The 19672-nt window shown below is 69.2% G+C and carries 20 protein-coding genes; 16 read left to right on the forward strand and 4 right to left on the reverse strand.

The window, feature by feature from the left end; all coding sequences use genetic code 11:
* The first annotated feature begins 14 nt into the window (after nt 1-14).
* Together N802_RS08315 and ilvA are read left to right on the forward strand one after the other, a co-directional pair.
* Entirely contained in the window at nt 15-863 is an 849-nt protein-coding gene (locus tag N802_RS08315) for an ABC transporter permease (RefSeq protein ID WP_035914658.1), read from the forward strand.
* 248 nt (nt 864-1111) lie between these two features.
* Nucleotides 1112-2341 carry a threonine ammonia-lyase gene (gene ilvA / locus N802_RS08320; protein WP_035914660.1) on the forward strand — a complete coding sequence of 410 codons (1230 nt, stop codon included), beginning with the start codon at nt 1112-1114 and terminating at the stop codon, nt 2339-2341.
* A 273-nt stretch (nt 2342-2614) separates the two neighbouring features.
* Here ilvA and greA read toward each other — a convergent pair whose 3' ends face one another.
* Both greA and N802_RS08330 read right to left on the reverse strand, forming a co-directional pair.
* The gene (gene greA / locus N802_RS08325; protein ID WP_035914662.1) at nt 2615-3103 is read right to left on the reverse strand and encodes a transcription elongation factor GreA; all 489 of its coding nucleotides are present in this window, start codon (nt 3101-3103) and stop codon (nt 2615-2617) included.
* A 224-nt stretch (nt 3104-3327) separates the two neighbouring features.
* The gene (locus N802_RS08330) at nt 3328-3690 is read right to left on the reverse strand and encodes a DUF4307 domain-containing protein (protein WP_035914664.1); all 363 of its coding nucleotides are present in this window, start codon (nt 3688-3690) and stop codon (nt 3328-3330) included.
* Nucleotides 3691-3836: 146 nt separating this feature from the next.
* Between N802_RS08330 and mca the strand changes: the two genes are divergently transcribed.
* The gene (mca, locus tag N802_RS08335; protein WP_035914666.1) at nt 3837-4778 is read left to right on the forward strand and encodes a mycothiol conjugate amidase Mca; all 942 of its coding nucleotides are present in this window, start codon (nt 3837-3839) and stop codon (nt 4776-4778) included.
* Nucleotides 4775-5134, forward strand: a complete 360-nt coding sequence (locus N802_RS08340; RefSeq protein ID WP_035914668.1) for a hypothetical protein — start codon at nt 4775-4777, stop codon at nt 5132-5134. Before mca ends, N802_RS08340 begins: the two co-directional genes overlap by 4 nt.
* Nucleotides 5135-5201: 67 nt before the next feature.
* Here N802_RS08340 and trhA read toward each other — a convergent pair whose 3' ends face one another.
* On the reverse strand, nt 5202-5918 hold the full coding sequence (gene trhA / locus N802_RS08345; protein ID WP_052109640.1) for a PAQR family membrane homeostasis protein TrhA: 717 nt from the start codon (nt 5916-5918) through the stop codon (nt 5202-5204).
* Nucleotides 5919-6022: 104 nt separating this feature from the next.
* Between trhA and N802_RS08350 the strand changes: the two genes are divergently transcribed.
* The 3 genes from N802_RS08350 to N802_RS08360 all read left to right on the forward strand — a co-directional run bounded on the left by N802_RS08350 (nt 6023) and on the right by N802_RS08360 (nt 9627).
* Nucleotides 6023-6784 carry an isoprenyl transferase gene (locus N802_RS08350; RefSeq protein ID WP_035915052.1) on the forward strand — a complete coding sequence of 254 codons (762 nt, stop codon included), beginning with the start codon at nt 6023-6025 and terminating at the stop codon, nt 6782-6784.
* A 408-nt stretch (nt 6785-7192) separates the two neighbouring features.
* Nucleotides 7193-8527 (forward strand): RNA 5'-3' helicase PhoH2, encoded by a 1335-nt coding sequence (phoH2, locus tag N802_RS08355; RefSeq protein WP_052109699.1) that lies wholly within the window; start codon nt 7193-7195, stop codon nt 8525-8527.
* Between the two features lie 338 nt (nt 8528-8865).
* Nucleotides 8866-9627: an aggregation-promoting factor C-terminal-like domain-containing protein gene (locus N802_RS08360; protein WP_245613874.1), complete on the forward strand. Its 762-nt coding sequence runs from the start codon at nt 8866-8868 to the stop codon at nt 9625-9627.
* A gap of 24 nt (nt 9628-9651) precedes the next feature.
* Here the strand turns inward: N802_RS08360 and coaA are convergent, their stop codons facing one another.
* A complete protein-coding gene (gene coaA / locus N802_RS08365; RefSeq protein ID WP_084072028.1) occupies nt 9652-10653 on the reverse strand; it encodes a type I pantothenate kinase in 1002 nt (333 codons plus the stop codon).
* 98 nt (nt 10654-10751) lie between these two features.
* Here coaA and glmS point away from each other — a divergent pair, with 98 nt between their 5' ends.
* The 9 genes from glmS to tsaD all read left to right on the forward strand — a co-directional run bounded on the left by glmS (nt 10752) and on the right by tsaD (nt 19597).
* A complete protein-coding gene (gene glmS / locus N802_RS08370) occupies nt 10752-12611 on the forward strand; it encodes a glutamine--fructose-6-phosphate transaminase (isomerizing) (RefSeq protein WP_035914670.1) in 1860 nt (619 codons plus the stop codon).
* Between the two features lie 30 nt (nt 12612-12641).
* Nucleotides 12642-12992, forward strand: coding sequence for a holo-ACP synthase (locus N802_RS08375; RefSeq protein ID WP_035914672.1), 351 nt, complete (start codon nt 12642-12644; stop codon nt 12990-12992).
* A 10-nt stretch (nt 12993-13002) separates the two neighbouring features.
* Nucleotides 13003-14493: a bifunctional ADP-dependent NAD(P)H-hydrate dehydratase/NAD(P)H-hydrate epimerase gene (locus tag N802_RS08380; RefSeq protein WP_035914674.1), complete on the forward strand. Its 1491-nt coding sequence runs from the start codon at nt 13003-13005 to the stop codon at nt 14491-14493.
* An 81-nt stretch (nt 14494-14574) separates the two neighbouring features.
* Nucleotides 14575-15750 (forward strand): alanine racemase, encoded by a 1176-nt coding sequence (alr, locus tag N802_RS08385; protein WP_035914676.1) that lies wholly within the window; start codon nt 14575-14577, stop codon nt 15748-15750.
* Entirely contained in the window at nt 15750-16988 is a 1239-nt protein-coding gene (locus N802_RS08390) for an alpha/beta fold hydrolase (protein WP_052109641.1), read from the forward strand. Before alr ends, N802_RS08390 begins: the two co-directional genes overlap by 1 nt.
* Entirely contained in the window at nt 16985-17443 is a 459-nt protein-coding gene (tsaE, locus tag N802_RS08395; RefSeq protein ID WP_035914677.1) for a tRNA (adenosine(37)-N6)-threonylcarbamoyltransferase complex ATPase subunit type 1 TsaE, read from the forward strand. The genes N802_RS08390 and tsaE overlap by 4 nt, the downstream gene beginning before the upstream one ends.
* Complete coding sequence (tsaB, locus tag N802_RS08400) at nt 17437-18093, forward strand: tRNA (adenosine(37)-N6)-threonylcarbamoyltransferase complex dimerization subunit type 1 TsaB (protein WP_035914678.1); 657 nt, start codon at nt 17437-17439, stop codon at nt 18091-18093. Before tsaE ends, tsaB begins: the two co-directional genes overlap by 7 nt.
* A complete protein-coding gene (gene rimI / locus N802_RS08405; protein ID WP_035914681.1) occupies nt 18090-18554 on the forward strand; it encodes a ribosomal protein S18-alanine N-acetyltransferase in 465 nt (154 codons plus the stop codon). The genes tsaB and rimI overlap by 4 nt, the downstream gene beginning before the upstream one ends.
* Nucleotides 18551-19597, forward strand: coding sequence for a tRNA (adenosine(37)-N6)-threonylcarbamoyltransferase complex transferase subunit TsaD (gene tsaD / locus N802_RS08410; RefSeq protein WP_035914684.1), 1047 nt, complete (start codon nt 18551-18553; stop codon nt 19595-19597). The genes rimI and tsaD overlap by 4 nt, the downstream gene beginning before the upstream one ends.
* Nucleotides 19598-19672 lie beyond the last annotated feature (75 nt).

Consider the following 19672-nt stretch of genomic DNA (forward strand, 5'->3'; position numbering starts at 1 on the left):
CGCAGGAACCCCGCATGAGTGCCGCCACGGATGCCATCGCCATCGACCGAACCGACCCGAAGCCAGTGGGTGCGAGTCGGCTGCGCCAGATCATGACCTTGGTGCGGCGCAACCTCACCCACATCAAGCGCCAGCCCGAGATGCTCACGGACGTCACGATCCAGCCGATCATGTTCGTCCTGCTCTTCTCCTATGTCTTCGGCGGCTCGATCACCATTCCCGGTGGCGACTACAAGGCGTGGCTGCTGCCGGGGGTCATGGCGCAGACCATCGCCTTCAGTTCGTTCATCGTCGCGGTCGGCCTCAACACCGACATCGGCAAGGGCATGATCGACCGGCTGCGCTCCCTGCCGATCCAACGTTCCTCGATCCTCTGGTCGCGCAGCATCGCTGCCCTCATGCACTCGAGCATCGGCGTCGCCGTCATGTCCGTCACGGGCCTCTTCATCGGGTGGCGGATCCTCGATGGGGTCGTCGGGGGCCTGATCGGCTACGGGCTCCTGCTCCTCTTCGGCTTCGCGATGATCTGGGTGGGCATCCTCGTCGGCTCGGCCATGCGGTCTGTCGAAGCCGTCAACGGGCTGATGTTCTCCACGATGTTCCCCATCACCTTCGTGTCCAACGTGTTCGCCCGCCCCGAAGGCATGCCCGGCTGGCTGAGGACCATCGCGGAGTGGAACCCGATCAGCTCCCTCACCCAGGCGCTGCGTGACAACTGGGGGGTGCCCGGATCGCAGGTGCGTCCCGACGCACCCTGGCCACTGCACAACCCGGAACTGGCGACGATCATCTGGGCAGTGGCGATCACCGCCATCATTGCTCCGCTGGCCCTGCGCGCGTTCAACAAGCGCACCACCGACTGACACCTCTCCGGGCCAAGGAAAGGTCATACCTCAGGCGCACCAAAGCAGTCGAGAGTAGGCAAAGTCCCGCATCGGAAGTCCAGATGCGGGACTCTGCCTACTCTCGACTATTGCGACTCGGCCCGAATTCCACTTATTGCCCACGGCTGCAGGGGCCGACGTGCAGCGCCGGGCAATCAGCTGGCGGGTGAGTGAGGGGAGCGAGGTCCGGCGTGTAGCGGCTGACGCGAGTGGATACCCTCACGCTCATGACACCCACATCGTCGTCGGTGACGGTGGCCGAGATCCGTGCCGCCGCTGACCTGCTCTCCACCGTCATCGCTCCCACACCCATGGAGTTCAACCGAGGTCTGTCGCAGCGCATCGGCGCCGACGTCTTCCTCAAGTGCGAGAACCTCCAGCGGGCCGGGTCGTTCAAGATCCGTGGCGCCTACAACCGCATGTTCCACCTCAGTGACGCTGAGAAGGCCAAGGGTGTGGTGGCCGCGAGTGCCGGAAACCACGCCCAGGGGGTCGCCCTCGCCGGCCAGATGCTCGGCATCGCAGTCAAGGTCTACATGCCGGTGCGAGCCCCCATGCCCAAGGTTCAGGCGACCAAGGCCTACGGTGCGACGATCGAACAAGTCGGGGAGACCCTCGACGAGAGCCTCGTCCACGCGCGGGCCTGGGCGGAGGAGACCGGTGCGGTCCTGATCCACCCGTTCGACCACAACGACATCGTCGCCGGACAGGGCACCTGTGGGCTCGAGATCCTCGAGCAGTGTCCCGACGTCAAGACGATCGTGGTGGGCCTGGGCGGTGGCGGCATCCTCGCCGGTATCGCGGTGGCGATGCGGGAGCTCAAGCCCGACGTCCGCATCATCGGCGTGCAGGCCGAACAGGCCGCCGCCTATCCCGGGTCGCTCGCGGCCGGCCACCCCGTGGCCGCCACGAAGATGTCCACGATGGCCGATGGCATCGCGGTCGGGCTGCCGGGTGACGTGACCTTCCCGCTCGTGCGCGACCTCGTCGACTCGGTCGAGACGGTGAGCGAGGAGGGCATCTCGCGTGCCCTCCTCTTCCTCCTCGAGCGCGCCAAGCTCGTCGTCGAGCCGGCGGGGGCGTCAGCCGCGGGCTGGCTGCTCGAGAATGCCGAAACGTCAGAGATCGAGGGGCCGGTCGTCTGCGTCCTCTCGGGTGGCAACATCGACCCGCTCCTCATGATGCGGATCATCCGCCACGGCATGGTTGCCGCTGGGCGCTACCTGCAGTTCTCGGTGCGGGTGCCGGACACACCGGGTTCGCTCGCTGCGATCCTGGCCGACTGTGCTGCGGCAGACGCGAACATCCTCGAGATCGAACACATCCGCACCGGCCACCAGATCACCGTGGACGAGGTGGAGATCGCGCTGCGCCTGGAGACTCGTGGGCCCGAGCACATCGAACGCGTCCTCAACGCGATGCGCAACAAGGGCTACAAGGTCATCGACCCCGACTGATCGCGACTCCAGGGGTGCGCGCGCGCTGCCGCACCCATCGACTTTGTGCCCGATTGGGACACGTTCAGTCGGCCGAAGGCCTCCGGCGACGTGTCCCAATCGGGCACAAAGTCGTCCGACGGGGTTGAGGTCAGGTGCCAGACGGGAGGCCCAGGCTCCGCCCCAGAGAGCGAGCGCGCGCTCGACTGCCCAGCCGTCAGGACATCCATCCCAACACGACGAAGAGGGCGCCAGCCCCAATGGGTTGGCGCCCTCTTCGGACAGGTCGGCGGATCAGCCGGAGTAGGGCTTCGCGGAGAGGATCTTGACCTCGACCTGCTTGCCGTTGGGGGCTTCGTAGCTCACCGTGTCGCCGGCCTTCTTGCCGTTGACCGCGGCGCCGATCGGGGACTGCTCGCTGTAGACCTGCAGGGTGCCGTCGGCGATCTCACGCGACCCGAGGAGGAAGGTCTCCTCGTCGCCGAAGATCTCGGCGGTCACGACCATGCCGGGCTCGACGATGCCGTCGTCCGCGGGGGTCTCGCCGATGATGGCGTTTTCGAGCAGCTGCGTCAGCTGGCGGATGCGGGCCTCCATCTTGCCCTGCTCCTCGCGAGCCGCGTGGTAGCCGCCGTTCTCCTTGAGGTCGCCCTCTTCGCGGGCCGCCTCGATCTTGGCGACGATGTCGGCACGACCCGGGCCCGACAACTCCTCGAGCTCACCCTTGAGGCGGTTGAACGCCTCCTGGGTCAGGTAGCTCGTCTTGACGACGGTCTCGCTCACTGAATGTCACTCCTTGGGTGCCCGTGGCCCAGACGACGTCCGTCGCCGGGCCAGGGTGTGATGGTCCTACGTGAAAGGGCCCGGGGCCTGAACCACGATTGGTTCGGCGGGCCCCAGACCCGGTGCTGCAAAGAACAAGGATAACAACGGGACTGCTCAAAAGCACGTTGGCACGGAGGGACCCCGGGTCCGTGTCCCACCATCCGAGCAGGTGGGAGGGGTGTTCAGGAGCGTCGGACGCAGGAAGCGACCACGCCTGTCACGGCGCGGGCGCTGGTGCGCACCGTCACTGCGCGGTGCACGGATTTCGCGCCGGCCGGGACGTCGTCGGTCACCGCGCCCACCCGACCGTGCCGCACGTCCTGCGCCTCGATCGTGCACTGGACCGCGGCCCCGTCGGGCCGGTGGACGTCATAGGTGAGCTCCATCTCGGAGTCGGACTTCACGTCATAGGTGACGACGTCCGCTGTCACAGCATTCGCCGACGCGAGGGCGAACCAGACGATGAACACCACCATGGCACTGATGCCGATCCCACCGATGACCCACCAGCGGGTCGTTCCGGGGGCAGGGCGGGGCAGTGGCATGACGCTCCTGGAGCATTGGGGACGGTCGCGCGAGGTGCGGGTCACAGCGCAGCCGAGGGGTGACAAGATGGTTCGCGTCCATTGTCGCCTGTGCCCAATCGGCGACTGAGACCACCCGACCACCACCGATCCCCGAAGGACCTCTCGTGGCAGAACGCCTCCGTCTCATGTGCGTCCATGCGCACCCCGACGACGAGTCGAGCAAGGGCGCAGCGGTCATGGCGAAGTACGTCGACGAGGGCCACGACGTCCTCGTCGTCTCGTGCACGGGCGGGGAGCGGGGCGACGTGCTCAACCCCCGGCTCGCGGACGACCCGCACATTCTGCGCGACCTCGCGCAGGTCCGCCGCGACGAGATGAAGCGGGCGCAGGAGATTCTCGGCGTCGACCACACCTGGCTCGGCTTCGTCGACTCGGGCCTGCCCGAGGGCGACCCCCTGCCGCCCCTGCCGGACGGCTGCTTCGCGCTCGAACCACTCGACGTGCCGACCGAGGCGCTCGTCCGCGAGATCCGGCGCTTCCGCCCGCACGTCATGACGACCTATGACGAGAACGGTGGCTACCCCCACCCGGACCACATCATGTGCCACAACGTGTCGATGGCGGCCTTCGAAGCGGCAGGCGACCCGACGGCATACCCGCAGGCAGGTGAGCCGTGGCAGCCGCTGAAGATCTACTACAACCAGACATTCAGCCGTGGACGCGTCGTCGCCTTCCACGAGGCCCTCACCGCGCTCGGTGAGGAGAGCCCGTATGCCGCGTGGCTCGAGAACTGGCCTCCGGAACGTGAGCGTGTGGTCACCACGCGCGTGAAGTGCGACGCCTGGTTCGAGCGCCGCGACGCGGCGCTGCTGGCGCACGCCACGCAGATCGACCCGGACGGGAACTTCTTCAAGGTCTCCCGCGAGGAGCAGGCCAAGGTCTGGCCGTGGGAGGACTACGAGGCGGCCCTGTCCTACGTCCCCATCGTCGACGGTGAGGACGACCTGTTCGCCGGCCTGCCCACGGATGTTGCCGATGCGGATGCGCTCGCCACCTCGACCACCCTCACGATCGCCCACGACGGACGCAAGGAACGGACCGCATGATCACCGCCCTGACCCAGATGGCTCTGCCGCTCCTGTCGCAGTCGCCAACCCCGACACCGAGTCCCACGCGCGATCTCACCCCCAGCCAGCAGGCTGCTCCGGGTGTGTGGGCCTTTGCCGCGTTCCTGTTCCTCGCCATCGCCCTGTGGCTGCTCATGCGCAACATGAACGCGCGTCTGCGCCGGATGTCCTACCGCGCCAACGCCGCCAAGTCCGATGGCACGGCGGGGGCCGGCGGCGACGCCACCGACGCGACGTCCGCCCGTGGCAGCCGGGACCGCGGTGCCGACGGCGGGGATTCGGACAGTGGTGGCTCGGAGGGTGGCGGCTCGGATGGTGGCGGCGGAGGCGACTGACTCACCCGCTCACCGCACTCGTCCGGCGTCCGAGCGGGACGCCGAAAATGGCCTCCCGAACCTGGCGTCAGACCTTGTCGTAGAGCGCGATCGACGCCGCCACGTAGTGCGTCACGAACGCCAGGATCGTCAGGGTGTGGAAGATCTCGTGGAACCCGAACCACCGCGGTGACGGGTTGGGCCGCTTGATCCCGTAGACGACAGCTCCGGCGACGTAGAGCACCCCGCCTGCGATGACCAGCCCGACGATCGTCGGCCCTGCGTGCGTGAGCAGGGGGCCGAGGAAGAAGATGGCGACCGAGCCGAGCGCGACGTAGACCGGGACATAGAGCCAGCGGGGCGCGTGGATCCACACCAGCCGGAAGAGCACGCCGAGGATGGCGCCGGTCCAGATGATGGCGAGCAGGGTCCGGCTCTGGTCGCGAGGCAGCAGCAACGCGAACGGCGTGTAGCTGCCGGCGATGATGAGGAAGATGTTGGAGTGGTCGATGCGACGCAGGGCAGCGCCCCATCGTGGTGACCAGTCGCCTCGGTGGTAGACCGCCGACATCGCGAAGAGGAGCACCGCTGTCAGCGTGAACACCGCTGCGGCCGCGCGCGCCTGGACGGTATCGCCCAGAACGACGAGGACCAGCCCACCGATGAAGGCGATGGGGGCCATGGCCAGGTGCAGCCAGCCACGCAACTTGGGCTTGACCGCGTCCAGCACGGCATCGACACGCTCTTCGAGGGTGTCGATCGTGCGGGGCTCGCGAGGCTCGCGGCGGTCGCGTGTGTCACTCATGGTCCCCACAACGATACCTACGTCCACGTAGGTTCCACACCACGAACGTGGCGTGGGATCCGTCTCCTGTCGAGTGGTCGTGGAGCCAGCGGTACGGTGACCGCATGGCGCTCAGCGATGTCCTCTACACGGCATACGAGCGTCGTCTCGCGAAACACCTTGGGCCGGAAAGCATCCCGCGCCACGTCGGGGTCATGCTCGACGGCAACCGCCGGTGGGCCAAGGCGAGGGGGGCGGGGACGAGTGAGGGGCACCAGGCGGGCGCCGACAACATCGCCAACCTGCTGAGCTGGTGCGAGGAGGTCGGCGTCGAGGTCGTCACCCTGTGGCTGCTCTCGACCGACAACCTGACCCGTGCGGAGTCGGAGCTGCGTCCCCTGCTCGGAATCATCGAGCGGGCGGTGGACGCGCTGGCCGACACTGGGCGCTGGCGCATCCACATCGTCGGGGCGCTGACCCTCCTCCCCGCGGCGACTCGCGGGCGTCTCGAAGCTGCCGCGGCGCGCACCGCCGACGTCGACGGGATGCTCGTCAACGTGGCGGTCGGCTACGGCGGGCGCCGTGAGATCGCGGACGCGGTGAAATCACTGCTGCTCGAGCATGCCGACCTCGGGACGTCGATCGAGGAGCTCGCCGAGCTCCTCGACGTCGAGCACATCGCGGAGCACCTCTACACGAAGGGCCAGCCGGACCCCGACCTCGTGATCCGGACGTCGGGGGAGCAGCGATTGGGCGGGTTCCTCCTGTGGCAGAGCGCGCATTCGGAGTTCTACTTCTGCGAGGCCTACTGGCCCGACTTCCGCAAGGTCGACTTCCTGCGGGCCCTGCGCGCCTTCGGGGAGCGGCACCGCCGCTTCGGCTCCTGAGCTCGGCGCAAGTCACACCCATCACATCAGCCTCACCCGCCACGCCAGTCCCGCACATTCGGGTGACGGTCGTGTGAACACCTCGACACACCCCCGTGCTTGCGTGACACGCAAGCACGAGCCAGTCGTAGCGTCAGCGGTGACGCACCACCCCGGTGCGTTCGGGAGGCCCATCGCATGGAGCACACCACGCTCCGGAGGAGGGACCGGACCCGGCTCCCTGCTCGTGGGGGGCCGCCCGGGATCCACACCTTCGAGTCAGCGCACCTCTGATGGTGCGCGCCTAGGAGCCCCGCCGTGGCCACGACCTCGAGTTCGACCTCCACCTCACCGAAGACCTCCACCGGGAAGACCGGGCAGCGCAAGCGCGCGACCGGGGGCCAGGGGGTGAAGGGGGCGACCGAGGCCGTGCCCGACACGTCCACGGCCGCGCCTGCGACCAGCGGGAGCTCTCGGACCTACGTCCTCGACACCTCGGTTCTCCTCTCCGACCCGCGGGCGATCCTGCGCTTCAAGGAGCACGAGGTCGTCCTCCCCGTCGTCGTCGTCACCGAACTCGAAGGCAAACGGCACCACCCCGAACTCGGCTACTTCGCGCGCACCGCGCTCCGGCTGCTCGATGACCTGCGGATCAAGGCCGGCCGGCTCGATGCGCCCGTCCCGGTGGGGGACGCGGGGGGCACGTTGCGGGTCGAGCTCAACCACACGGACCCCTCGTCGCTCCCTGCCGGCTTCCGGCTCGGGGACAACGACACTCGGATCCTGTCGGTCGCCAAGAACCTCTCCAACGAGGGGCGCGCCGTCACGATCGTGAGCAAGGACCTGCCGATGCGGGTCAAGGCCTCGGCGTGCGGCATGGAGGCCCAGGAATACCGCGCCGAACTCGCCGTCGACTCCGGCTGGACCGGCATGGACGAGGTTGAGGTCACCGTCGAGGAGATGGATCACCTCTACGAGTACGGCCGCCTCGAGCACCTTGGTGCCGCAGAACTGCCGTGCCACACGGGCCTGAAGCTCCTCTCACCTCGCGGCAGTGGCCTCGGCCGGGTCGGCGCGGACAAGCAGGTCCGCCTGGTCAAGGGCGACCGCGACGCCTTCGGGCTCCACGGACGCAGCGCCGAGCAGCGGATCGCGCTCGACATCCTCCTCGACCCCGACATCGGCATCGTGAGCCTCGGCGGCCGTGCCGGCACCGGCAAGTCGGCGCTCGCCCTCTGCGCCGGGCTCGAGGCCGTGATGGAGCGGCGCCAGCAGCGCAAGGTCGTCGTCTTCCGCCCCCTGTATGCCGTCGGTGGTCAGGAGCTCGGCTACCTGCCCGGGTCCGAGCAGGAGAAGATGAACCCGTGGGGCCAAGCGGTCTTCGACACCCTCTCGGCGCTCGTGTCGCGTGAGGTGGTCGAGGAGGTCCTCGACCGCGGGATGCTCGAGGTCCTGCCCCTGACGCACATCCGCGGGCGCTCACTGCACGATGCGTTCGTCATCGTCGACGAGGCCCAGTCGCTCGAGCGCAACGTCCTGCTCACGGTGCTCTCGCGCATCGGCCAGAACTCCAAGGTCGTCATGACTCACGACGTCGCGCAGCGCGACAATCTGCGAGTCGGTCGCCATGACGGTGTTGCAGCGGTCATCGAGAAGCTCAAGGGCCACCCGCTCTTCGCGCACGTCACGCTGACCCGTTCGGAGCGCAGCCCCATCGCGGCCCTCGTGACCGACCTGCTCGAGTCCGAGGACGGGCTCGCCTGACCCTTCGGTGACCCACCACGATCCGGTATGCCGTCCGCCCAACTCGGGCGGACGGCATACCGGCATTCCCCACCGACCTTCAACCCGCCCTACCGGGCAGGAAGGGCTGTGATCGCAGCACTTCCGGCCCGGTAGGTCGGAGTTCAGTCCGGAGGGAAAGGTGACGGGTGTGACCCGGGTCACGTGGCCTGGGGGGTGGTGGTCGAGGGTCGTGTGAGCACAATGGAGCGCCCCTTTTGGCCATTCGGGAGTCTTCGCGTACGTTGGGTCTCGATTTGGTAACGCAGCCCGGCTGCCCACAGCCGGGCTGTTGTGCGTCCTGGAGAGGAACCCTTCGTATGAGCAGCAGCAGGTACCGCGGTCGTCACCGCGGGCGCCACGCGCGTCCATCCGAAGCACCCCTGACGCAGGCTCTGGGTGTCGTGCGCCGTCCCACGGTCACGGCCGGACTGGCCCTGGCGCTCGTCGGGACCGGAGCGGTGGGCGTCAGCGCCAACGACGCCGTGGCCGACTCGGAGCCCTTCGCCCTGAACTCCGCCGCTTCTGCGGTCGCGGCGCTGACGGCCCGCGAGAGTGCCGACGACAACTCGCGGATCTCTCGCGACCGTTCGGGGGCCAATGCCCAGCGCGCAGCGCTCGGCGCGAAGGCCGAGGCGGAGGCCAAGGCCAAGGCTGAAGCAGATGCGAAGGTGGCCAAGGCCAAGGCCGACGCAGCCGCCAAGGCACGCGCAGCCGCAGCCCAGAAGGCCGCGCGCGACAAGGCCCGCGACTCGGCGATCGCCAACGCGAAGAAGGACCCGCGGGCGGCAGCCCGTGCCATGGCCCTCGACGAGTACGGCTGGGGCGACTCGCAGTGGCGCTGCCTCAACCTCCTCTGGGAGGGCGAGAGCTCGTGGCGCTACACGGCCGAGAATCCGTCATCGGGCGCCTACGGCCTCCCCCAGAGCCTCCCGGCCAGCAAGATGGCGAAGTTCGGCGCGGACTACCGCACGAACCCGATCACCCAGATCAAGTGGGGCCTCTGGTACATCGACGTGTCCTACGGCAACCCCTGCAACGCCTGGGAGTTCTGGAACAACCGCTACCCCCACTGGTACTGAGTCCCAGCTGAGCGCGGGAGCGCCTCAGAGGCGGCGGAGTCGGATGTTCGTCACCGCGTGGTCCTCGCCCTTGGTCAGGACCAGGGTCGCGCGGTCCTTGGTGGGCATGACGTTCTTGATGAGGTTCGGCTCGTTGATCCGCTCCCAGATGCCCGCCGCGGTCTCCTCGGCCTCGGCGTCGGTGAGCGCCGCATAACGGTGGAAGTACGACTCGGGGTCAGCGAACGCCGTCTCCCGGAGGTCGAGGAACCGCTCGATGTACCACGTGCGCAGCTGATCCACCGGGGCGTCGACGTAGACCGAGAAGTCGAAGTAGTCCGACAGCACCTGACGCGTCCGCTGGTCCGAGCGGACCACCGCCGGCTGGAGCACGTTGAGGCCCTCGACGATGAGGACGTCGGGTTGGTCGATGACGATCTCGGCGCCCGGGACGATGTCGTAGGTGAGGTGCGAATACACGGGAGCCGACACGGACGGCATACCGGATTTCACGTCCGCGACGAAGCGCAACAGGGCCCGACGGTCGTAGGACTCGGGAAAACCCTTGCGCTGCAACAGTCCCCGCGCCTCAAGGTCAGCGTTCGGCCGGAGGAACCCGTCGGTCGTGATGAGGTCGACACGGGGCGTCTGCGGCCAGCGACGGAGCAGTTCGCGCAGGACGCGTGCCGTCGTCGACTTGCCGACGGCCACCGATCCGGCGATCCCGATGACGAACGGCACCTTGGCCGGCCGCTCCCCGAGGAAGTCGGTGGTGACGCGGTGCAGCCCGGCCGTGGCGTTGACATAGAAGGCGAGCAGTCGCGACAGGGGGAGATAGACCTCCTCGACCTCGCGCAGGTCCACCCGGTCACCCAGGCCGCGCACCCGGGCGATGTCGCCCGGGGTGAGGCTCAGGGGCTGATCCTCCCGCCGTGCGGCCCAGTCGGCGCGGGAGAAGTCGAGATAGGGCGACAGCGGCACCGCCGGCGGCACTGTCGGCTCGGGCCCGAGAGGGGGCACAGCGGGTGTGGCAGACACACGCGCCATTGTGGCGCACTTGCGCCACGGCCGTGGCAAAGCGCCTCGTGCGAGGGCGCGGTTCCCACGGTTCGGGGATGGGCAGGCGGGGCATTACGCTTGCCGCCATGTGTGGAATCGTGGGATATGTCGGCAAGGCCATGGACGAGCGTGCTGAGGACGTCGTCATGGAGGGCCTCGCCCGTCTGGAGTACCGCGGCTACGACTCGGCCGGCATCGCGCTCGTCACCGACGGCGGCGTCGAGTCCGAGAAGCGCGCCGGCAAGCTCGAGAACCTCCGCGGTGCCCTCGAGGCGCACCCGCTGAGCGGCTCGCGCACGGCGATCGGCCACACCCGCTGGGCCACGCACGGTGGACCCACCGACGGCAACGCCCACCCGCACCACGGTGGCGACGACGACAAGCTCGCCCTGATCCACAACGGCATCATCGAGAACTTCCACTCGCTCAAGAAGGAGCTCCTCGCCGAGGGCGTGACCTTCCGCAGCGAGACCGACACCGAGGTTGCGGCCAAGCTCGTCGGGCGCGCGTTCGACGAGACCGGCGACATCACCACGGCGATGCAGCAGGTCGTCAACCGTCTCGAGGGTGCGTTCACCCTCCTTGCCGTGCACGCCGACCAGCCCGGCGTCGTCGTCGGTGCCCGCCGCAACAGCCCGCTCGTCGTCGGCCTCGGTGAGGGCGAGAACTTCCTCGGCTCCGACGTCGCCGCCTTCATCGGCTACACCCGCAACGCCCTCGAGCTCGGCCAGGACCAGATCGTCACGATCACGCCCGAGGGGCACGAGGTCATCAACTTCGACGGCTCACCCGCGGAGGGCAAGGCCTACGAGGTCACCTGGGACGCCGCGGCCGCCGAGAAGGGCGGCTACCCGACCTTCATGGAGAAGGAGATCTTCGACCAGCCCCACGCGGTTCAGGACACCCTCCTGGGTCGCACCGACGAGACCGGCCGCCTCGTCCTCGACGAGCTCCGCATCAGCGAGGAGCAGCTCAAGAACGTCGACCGCATCACCGTTGTCGCGTGCGGCACCGCGGCCTACGCCGGCATGGTCGCGAAGTACGCCATCGAGCACTGGACGCGGATCCCCGTCGAGGTCGCCCTCGCGCACGAGTTCCGCTACTCGGACCCGATCGTCAACGAGCGCAGCCTCGTCGTGAGCATCAGCCAGTCCGGCGAGACCATGGACACCCTCATGGCCGTCAAGCACGCCCGCGAGCTCGGCGCCCTGACGATCTCCGTGTGCAACACGCACGGCTCGACGATCCCGCGCGAGTCCGACGCGGTGCTCTACACGCACGCCGGCCCTGAGATCGCCGTCGCCTCGACCAAGGCGTTCCTCGCGCAGATCACCGCCTGCTACGTCCTCGGCCTCTACCTCGCCCAGCTGCGCGGTGGCGCCTACGCCGACGACGCCCAGGCGGTCATGAAGGAGCTGCACGAGGTCCCCGCCAAGATCGAGGAGCTCCTCGGCACGATGGACCGGGTCAAGGAGATCGCCCGCTTCATGGCGGACACCCGCTCGGTCCTCTTCCTCGGCCGCAACGTCGGCTTCCCCATCGCCATGGAGGGTGCGCTCAAGCTCAAGGAGCTCGCCTACATCCACGCAGAGGGCTTCGCCGCCGGTGAGCTCAAGCACGGCCCGATCGCGCTCATCGACGCAGGCCAGCCGGTCTTCATCGTCGTCCCCGGCCCGGACACGCCGCACGAGCTGCACAAGAAGGTCGTCTCCAACATCCAAGAGATCCGCGCTCGTGGCGCCCGCACGATCGTCATCGCGCAGGAGGGTGACGAGGACGTCGTGCCCTTCGCCGACGAGGTCATCCGTGTGCCCCAGACCTCGCCGCTGCTCCAGCCGCTCCTCACGGTCGTGCCGCTCCAGGTCTTCGCCCTGCACCTCTCGACGGCCAAGGGCCTCGACGTCGACCAGCCGCGGAACCTCGCCAAGAGCGTCACGGTCGAGTGACCTCGTGCCGGTGAGGGGCGGGGCGCAGCGATGATCGTCGGCACCGGCATCGACGTCGTCGACATCCCGCGCTTCGCCGAGACGCTGGAGCGCACCCCGGGACTGCGCACGCGCCTCTTCACCGAGGCCGAGCGTCAGTTGCCGATGCGTTCTCTCGCGGCGCGGTTCGCAGCGAAGGAGGCTCTCGCCAAGGCGCTGGGCGCACCTGCCGGTCTGGCGTGGACCGACGTCACCGTCGTGCGCGGCGAGGACGGGCGCCCGCACATCGTCATGCAGGGCACGGTGCAGGCCCGCGCCGACGAGCTCGGCGTGAAGCACATGCACGTGTCGCTGTCCCACGACGCCGGGATCGCCTCCGCCGTCGTCATCGCCGAGTCGTGAGAGGTTCCCCGTGATCGAGGCCTGGTCGCCAGAGGACGTGTATGCCGCGGAGTCGGCGCTCGAGGACGAGCTCGCCTCCGGTGAACTCATGGCGCGAGCCGTCGAAGGGCTTGCCGAGGTCGTCGCCGCTCGGGTCTCGCAGCTCGGTGCCGAGACGGTCGTCGCGCTCGTCGGGCCGGGCAACAACGGCGCAGACGCCCTGTATGCCGTGGCGCACCTTGCCGAGACCGGTGTCAGCTGTGCGGCTGCGCTGGATCTCGAGCGGGTCCACGAGGGGGCTCTCGAGGCAGCCAGGGGCGCGGGTGTCGTGCTCGTGTCCGGTGCCGAGGCGCTCGAGCACATCGCCGAGGCCGACATCGTGGTCGACGGGATCGTCGGGTTGGGAGGGCGTCCGGGACTGCCCGAGGCGGCGGCTGGATGGGTCGCGGCGATTCCCGACGACGCGCATGTCATCGCCGTGGACCTGCCGTCGGGCCAAGCTGCGGACGGGAGCGGGTTCGACCCCGACGGCGTCCTTGCCGACGAGACGGTGACGTTCTCAGTGGCCAAGCCTGTGCACCTGCTCCCACCGACCGAGCAGGCGTGCGGCACGCTCACCGTGGTCGACATCGGCCTGATGTTCGACACCGACCCGGCTGTCGTGCGACTGACCTTCGACGACGTCGCCAACCTCTGGCCGGTGCCCGGACCCGACGACGACAAGTACTCCCGCGGCGTCGTGGGGATCGTCGCCGGCAGTGAGAACTATTCGGGCGCAGCGGTGCTCGCCGTGACTGCTGCCGTCGAGGCCGGCGCGGGCATGGTCCGCTACGTCGGCACGCCGACGCCCGACGGGCTCGTCCGTGCCGCCGTCCCCGAAGCAGTCCATGGCGACGGCCGGGTTCAGGCATGGGTCGTCGGTCCGGGGCTCGACATCACGAGCACCCGTCGTGAGGCGGCAACCCAGCTCGAGGTGGCCCGGGCCGCGCTCGCAGGCTCAGAGCCGGTGCTCGTCGACGCCACCGGGCTGGACCTGATCGACGACGACGTCATCGAGACGCGGGCGGGTCGGGCCACCCTGCTCACACCCCACGCTGGCGAGCTCGCGAGGCTGCTCACCCGACTCGGCCCCAGCCGTCGCTCCCGCAAGACCGTGACTGTCGAGCGCAGCGCGGTCGAGGCAGAGCCACTCCGCCACGCCCGCGCGCTCGCCGAACGCACTGGGGCCACCGTGCTCCTCAAGGGCTCGACCACCCTCGTCGTGCCTGCCGACCCGGCTGAGCCGGTGTTCTCCCAGGCCGACGCGCCGCCGTGGCTCGCCACCGCTGGCGCGGGCGACGTCCTCGCCGGGCTCATCGGCACGCTCCTCGCGGCGGGGCTCGACCCGGCCGAGGCAGGGGCTCTCGGGGCCCTGGTGCACGGGGTGTCTGCGGACCGAGCCAGCGCGGGAGGCCCGGTGCGGGCACTCAAGGTTGCACACGGCATACCGGAAGCAGTGGCGCACCTCCTCACCCGCCGCTGATTCCGCAACGTCAGCGGCAACGGCTCCTAGAGCGACCCTTGACGCTGACGCAAGGAAAGCCGACCTAGACTTGTCGGTCTCATGACCACGCCAGCCGCCCCTGCCCACGCTGTGCCGCCCGAGGGCGTCTCAGCGTGGGTGACGATCGACCTCGACGCGATCTCCGACAACGTGCGCGAGCTTGCCCGGCGCTCGCCCGGCGCCGAGGTCATGGCAGTCGTCAAGGCAGACGCCTACGGCCACGGGCTCGTCCACAGCGCCCGCGCTGCTGTCGCGGGCGGTGCCTCGTGGCTTGCCGTCGCCCAGCTCACCGAGGCCCTCGAACTACGAGCCGCTGGTGTCACGACTCGGGCACTGACCTGGCTCTACGCGCCGGGCGCCGACTTCGGTGCCGCGATCGACGCCGACCTCGACATCTCGGTCGCTGCGCCATGGGCGCTCGACGCCGTCGCCGCTGCAGCCCGCGAGCGTGGCCGCGCCGCGCGCATCCACCTCAAGGTCGACACCGGTCTCGCCCGCAACGGCGCCTTGGGGCAGGGCTGGACCGACCTCATCGCCGCGGTCGGCCCGGTTGCCGCCGAGGGTGCCGTCGAGGTCATCGGTGTCTGGTCGCACTTCGCCCTCGCCGACGCGCCCCAACACCCGACCGTCCTGGCCCAACGCGAACTCTTCGTGGAGGCCGCCGCGGAACTCGAGCGAGCCGGCATACGACCGCAGTTCAGGCACCTCGCGAACTCGGCGGCGACGCTCACCAACCCCGATGCACACTTCGACATCGTGCGGCCGGGCCTCGCCGTCTACGGACTGTCGCCCGTGCCCGATCTCGGGGCGCCCGAGGACTTCGGGCTGCGAGAGGCCATGCGAGTCACCGCGCGGCTTGCCCTGGTGAAGCATGCACTCGCGGGGCAGGGCGTGAGCTACGGCCACACCTACACGACGACGCAGGACACGACCCTCGGGCTCGTGCCGGTGGGCTACGCAGACGGGATCCCACGCCACGCCGGGTCGCTGGGCCCGGTCCAGGTCGACGGACAGCGGTTCACGATCGCTGGGCGGGTCTGCATGGACCAGTTCGTCCTCGACCTCGGTCCCACCTATGCCGGTGCTGCCGGTGACGAGGTCGTGATCCTCGGCCGTGGGGCCGACGGCGAGCCGACAGCACAGGACTGGGCGGCCGCCATCGGGACCATCAACTATGAGATCGTGACGCGGATCAGCGGCAGGTTGCCGCGGATCCTCGTCGGAGGAGGAGCCTGATGGCGCGCGTCGGGAAGGCCATCGGGATCGGGGCTGCAGCGGCTGCGGCAGCCGGTGCGGCTGCCGCCGGCGTGGCCGCAGACCGCGCCGCGGCAGATCGTCGCATCCTCGACGCGGTCGACCCCGACGTCGACTTCACGCATACCCCTGACGTCGAACTCGTCGCCGTGGCCACCGACGGAGTGAAGCTCCACGCCGAGATCGACACCCCCGACGGCTGGGCGCCGGGTCAGCTCACCGTGGTGCTCTCGCACGGCTTCTGCCTCGCCATCCCGAGCTGGATCTTCCAGCGCCGGGCCCTGCTCGAGGCCGGCTACCGGGTCGTGGTCTGGGACCAGCGCAGCCATGGTCGCTCGGACCGGTCGGAGATCGAGAACTGCACCATCGAGCAGCTCGGCCACGACCTGCGGGTCGTCATCGACACGGCGTGCCCCGAGGGCCCTCTCGTCCTCGTCGGTCACTCCATGGGTGGCATGACGACGATGTCCCTCGTGCGCCACCACGCTGAGCTCGTGCGCGAGCGCGTCCTCGCGGTGGCCTTTGTCGCGACCTCCGCCAATGGTGAGGGCCTCACCGATCTCGGCTTCGGGCCGCTCGTCGGGCGTGCGATCGGGCAGGCGGGGCCGCGGCTGCTCTCGCGGTTGGCGCCGCACCAGCGCTGGCTCGCCCCCGTCCGCCGCGCCGGCAAGACGATCGAGGATTCGATCGTCGACAAGTTCTCGTTCGACTCACCGGTGAGCGAGAAGCTCGTCCGGTTCACGTCCGACCTCATCCTCGCGACTCCGTTCGAGGTCATGGCGGCGTTCATCCCGGCGATCCAGGGGCTGGACGAATACGAGTCCCTGACCGCGCTCGTCGACAAGGAGGTGCTCGTCGTCAACGGTGAGGGCGACCTCCTCACGCCTCCGAAGCACAGTGCTGCGATCGTTGACCGACTACCCGGTTCGGAGCACGTCGTCGTCCGCGACGCCGGGCACCTCATCATGCTCGAGCACCCCGAACTCGTGAGTTCCCAGATTCTCGAACTCATCGATCGCGCCACGGTCGACCTGGAGCTCGGAATCCCGGTAGCCGCCAAACCTCGGGTCCGCCGGTTCATCACCGACATCGGCCGGAGGCGTCGCGTGCGCAGGGCTCGTCGTGCCGAGTCGGTGACCCAGGCCCGGAGGCAGGCGTCGAAGGCGGCTCGTGCCAAGGTGGCCAAGCCGGGCGCGGCCAGAGACCGCGGAGCATCGTGACCCAGCCCGTCGTGCTGCCGACGGCAGAGGACACCCGTGCCTTCGGTGAGCGACTGGCGGGCAATCTGCGCGCGGGCGACCTCGTGATCCTCACCGGCGGACTCGGAGCTGGCAAGACGACGTTCACCCAGGGCCTGGCCGAAGGCCTGGGCGTGCGCGGGCCGATCACCTCGCCCACGTTCGTCATCGCCCGCGTGCACCCCACTCTCGTGGACGGTCCGCCGCTCGTGCACGTCGACGCCTATCGACTGGGCGGGTTCGCCGAACTCGACGACCTCGACCTCGACGCAGACCTGGAGGCGAGCGTCACCGTGGTCGAATGGGGGCACGGCCTCGCCGAGGACCTCTCCGATGATCGCCTCGAGATCATCCTCGAGGCTGACCCACAGACCGAATCGCGCCGCGTCCTCGTCACCGGGCATGGCGACCGGTGGAAGGCTGGTGTTCCGTGGTGATCCTCGCGATCGACACCTCGACCACTGCGATCACGGTCGCCCTGCATGACGACTCGGACGTGATCGCAGCGAAGTCGCACCTCGACGCGCGCGCACACACCGAATGGGTCGCGCCCCTCATCGCTGCCTGCCTGGATGAATCCAGCCGAGTCCCTGCCGATCTCACCGCGGTGGCGGTCGGCAACGGACCTGGTCCGTTCACGGGTTTGCGGGTCGGGATCGTCACGGGACTGACGATGGCCCACACGCTCGGCATCCCGGCATACGGGATCTGCAGTCTCGACGTCCTTGCCGAGCAGGCCGCGCCCATCGTGGATGGTGAGTTCGTCGTCGCGACCGACGCTCGACGCAAGGAGGTCTACTGGAGCCGGTATGCCGTCCGGTCCGGTTCCGTGGAACGGCTCACCGAACCTGCCGTGGACCGTCCCGGAGACCTGCCCGAGGAGGTGCGGTCACTGCCCACTGTCGGGCGCGGACCGGTGCTCTATCCGGACCTGTTCCCGACGAGTGTTCCCGTGCTCGACGTCGACGCGGCGGTACTGGCTCGGCTGGCGGTGACGCGGTCGAAGGCGGGGGAGCCGATGCCGGTGGAGCCGCTCTACCTGCGCCGCCCCGACGCTCTGACGACCGCCGAACGGGCAGCGAAATGACCGCCACCCGAGAACTGGCCTGGACCGACATCCCGGAGTTGGCGCGGCTCGAGGGAGAGGCATTCCCCGACGACGCGTGGTCCGAGGCGTCCTGGTGGAGCGAGTTGGCCGGTCGGCCGCGCCGCGACTACCTGGTGGTGGAACGCGAAGGCGAGTTGGCGGCATACGGAGGAATCGACCGCGGCGGCCAGGTCGCTGACCTCATGACCATCACGGTCGTGCCCGGGCACCGGGGGAGTGGGCTCGGCGATGGGCTGCTCGATGAGCTGGAGTCGCGTGCCGAGTCCGACGGCGCCGAGGCCATGATGCTCGAGGTCCGTGCGGACAACGCACCGGCCAAGGCGCTCTATGACCGACGCGGCTACGAGGTGCTGAGGGTTCGCCGGGGCTACTACCAGCCGGGCAACGTCGATGCCTTGGTGATGCGAAAGCTGTTGGGAGAGAGGGGAACTCAGGCATGAGCGCGGAGCAGCCACTCGTTCTCGGCATCGAGACGTCCTGCGACGAGACCGGTGTCGGCATCGTGCGCGGCGAGACCCTGCTGGTCGATGCCGTTGCGAGCAGCGTCGATGATCACGCGCGCTTCGGTGGCGTCGTGCCGGAGGTGGCGAGCCGCGCCCACCTCGAGGAGATGGTTCCGACGATCGAGCGGGCCTGCCAGCAGGCCGGTGTCGAGCTGCGTGACCTCGACGCGATCTCGGTGACGTCCGGGCCGGGTCTGGCCGGCTCTCTCATGGTCGGCGTCGCGTCGGCCAAGGCTTTGGCCCTGTCGCTCGGGGTCCCGCTCTATGGCGTCAACCACCTCGCGTCGCACGTGGCCGTGGATATCGTCGAGCACGGCCCACTGCCCGAGCCGACCATGGCACTGCTCGTCTCCGGTGGTCACTCATCGCTGCTCCTCGTCCCCGACGTGACGTCGGACATCCGCAGCCTGGGTTCGACGATCGACGATGCCGCGGGGGAGGCGTTCGACAAGGTGGCGCGGGTCCTTGGCCTGCCGTTCCCCGGTGGGCCCTACATCGACCGGGCCGCACGAGAGGGGGAGGTCACCATCGACTTCCCGCGCGGGCTCACGACGGGTCGCGACATGGAGCGCCACCGCTTCGACTTCTCGTTCTCGGGGCTCAAGACGGCAGTGTCGCGCTGGGTTCAGGCGCGCGAGGCAGCGGGGGAGCCTGTGCCCGTGGCCGACGTCGCCGCGTCCTTCCAGGAAGCCGTCGTCGATGTGCTCACCCGCAAGGCTGTGCTCGCCTGCAAGGAGCAGGGTGCCCAGCACCTCCAGATCGGTGGTGGGGTTGCCGCGAACTCGCGGCTGCGGGCGATGGCTCAGTCACGGTGCGATGACGCGGGGATCGAGCTTCGGGTTCCTCGGCCGGGGCTGTGCACCGACAACGGGGCGATGGTGGCTGCGCTCGGTGCGCAGATGGTGCTCAAGGGCCGCGACGCCTCGCGCCTCGACCTGCCCGCAGACTCCTCCATGCCGGTCACCCAGATCCAGGCCTGAGGGTCGGCCCGGACGGGATCGCCCTGCCGGCGGACGATCAGCCCGGCATCGCCTACCCGCGGCACGCCGGTGGGG

It is taken from the genome of Knoellia sinensis KCTC 19936, from assembly GCF_000768705.1.
Classification (GTDB): domain Bacteria; phylum Actinomycetota; class Actinomycetes; order Actinomycetales; family Dermatophilaceae; genus Knoellia; species Knoellia sinensis.

Bases quoted from the DNA above. Each gene is read 5' to 3' on its own strand.
- N802_RS08315 (WP_035914658.1), top strand. From the start codon at position 15: ATGAGTGCCGCCACGGATGCCATCGCCATCGACCGAACCGACCCGAAG.
- ilvA (WP_035914660.1), top strand. From the start codon at position 1,112: ATGACACCCACATCGTCGTCGGTGACGGTGGCCGAGATCCGTGCCGCC.
- N802_RS08330 (WP_035914664.1), bottom strand. From the start codon at position 3,690: ATGCCACTGCCCCGCCCTGCCCCCGGAACGACCCGCTGGTGGGTCATC.
- N802_RS08340 (WP_035914668.1), top strand. From the start codon at position 4,775: ATGATCACCGCCCTGACCCAGATGGCTCTGCCGCTCCTGTCGCAGTCG.
- trhA (WP_052109640.1), bottom strand. From the start codon at position 5,918: ATGAGTGACACACGCGACCGCCGCGAGCCTCGCGAGCCCCGCACGATC.
- N802_RS08350 (WP_035915052.1), top strand. From the start codon at position 6,023: ATGGCGCTCAGCGATGTCCTCTACACGGCATACGAGCGTCGTCTCGCG.
- N802_RS08360 (WP_245613874.1), top strand. From the start codon at position 8,866: ATGAGCAGCAGCAGGTACCGCGGTCGTCACCGCGGGCGCCACGCGCGT.
- coaA (WP_084072028.1), bottom strand. From the start codon at position 10,653: ATGGCGCGTGTGTCTGCCACACCCGCTGTGCCCCCTCTCGGGCCCGAG.
- glmS (WP_035914670.1), top strand. From the start codon at position 10,752: ATGTGTGGAATCGTGGGATATGTCGGCAAGGCCATGGACGAGCGTGCT.
- N802_RS08375 (WP_035914672.1), top strand. From the start codon at position 12,642: ATGATCGTCGGCACCGGCATCGACGTCGTCGACATCCCGCGCTTCGCC.
- alr (WP_035914676.1), top strand. From the start codon at position 14,575: ATGACCACGCCAGCCGCCCCTGCCCACGCTGTGCCGCCCGAGGGCGTC.
- N802_RS08390 (WP_052109641.1), top strand. From the start codon at position 15,750: ATGGCGCGCGTCGGGAAGGCCATCGGGATCGGGGCTGCAGCGGCTGCG.
- rimI (WP_035914681.1), top strand. From the start codon at position 18,090: ATGACCGCCACCCGAGAACTGGCCTGGACCGACATCCCGGAGTTGGCG.
- tsaD (WP_035914684.1), top strand. From the start codon at position 18,551: ATGAGCGCGGAGCAGCCACTCGTTCTCGGCATCGAGACGTCCTGCGAC.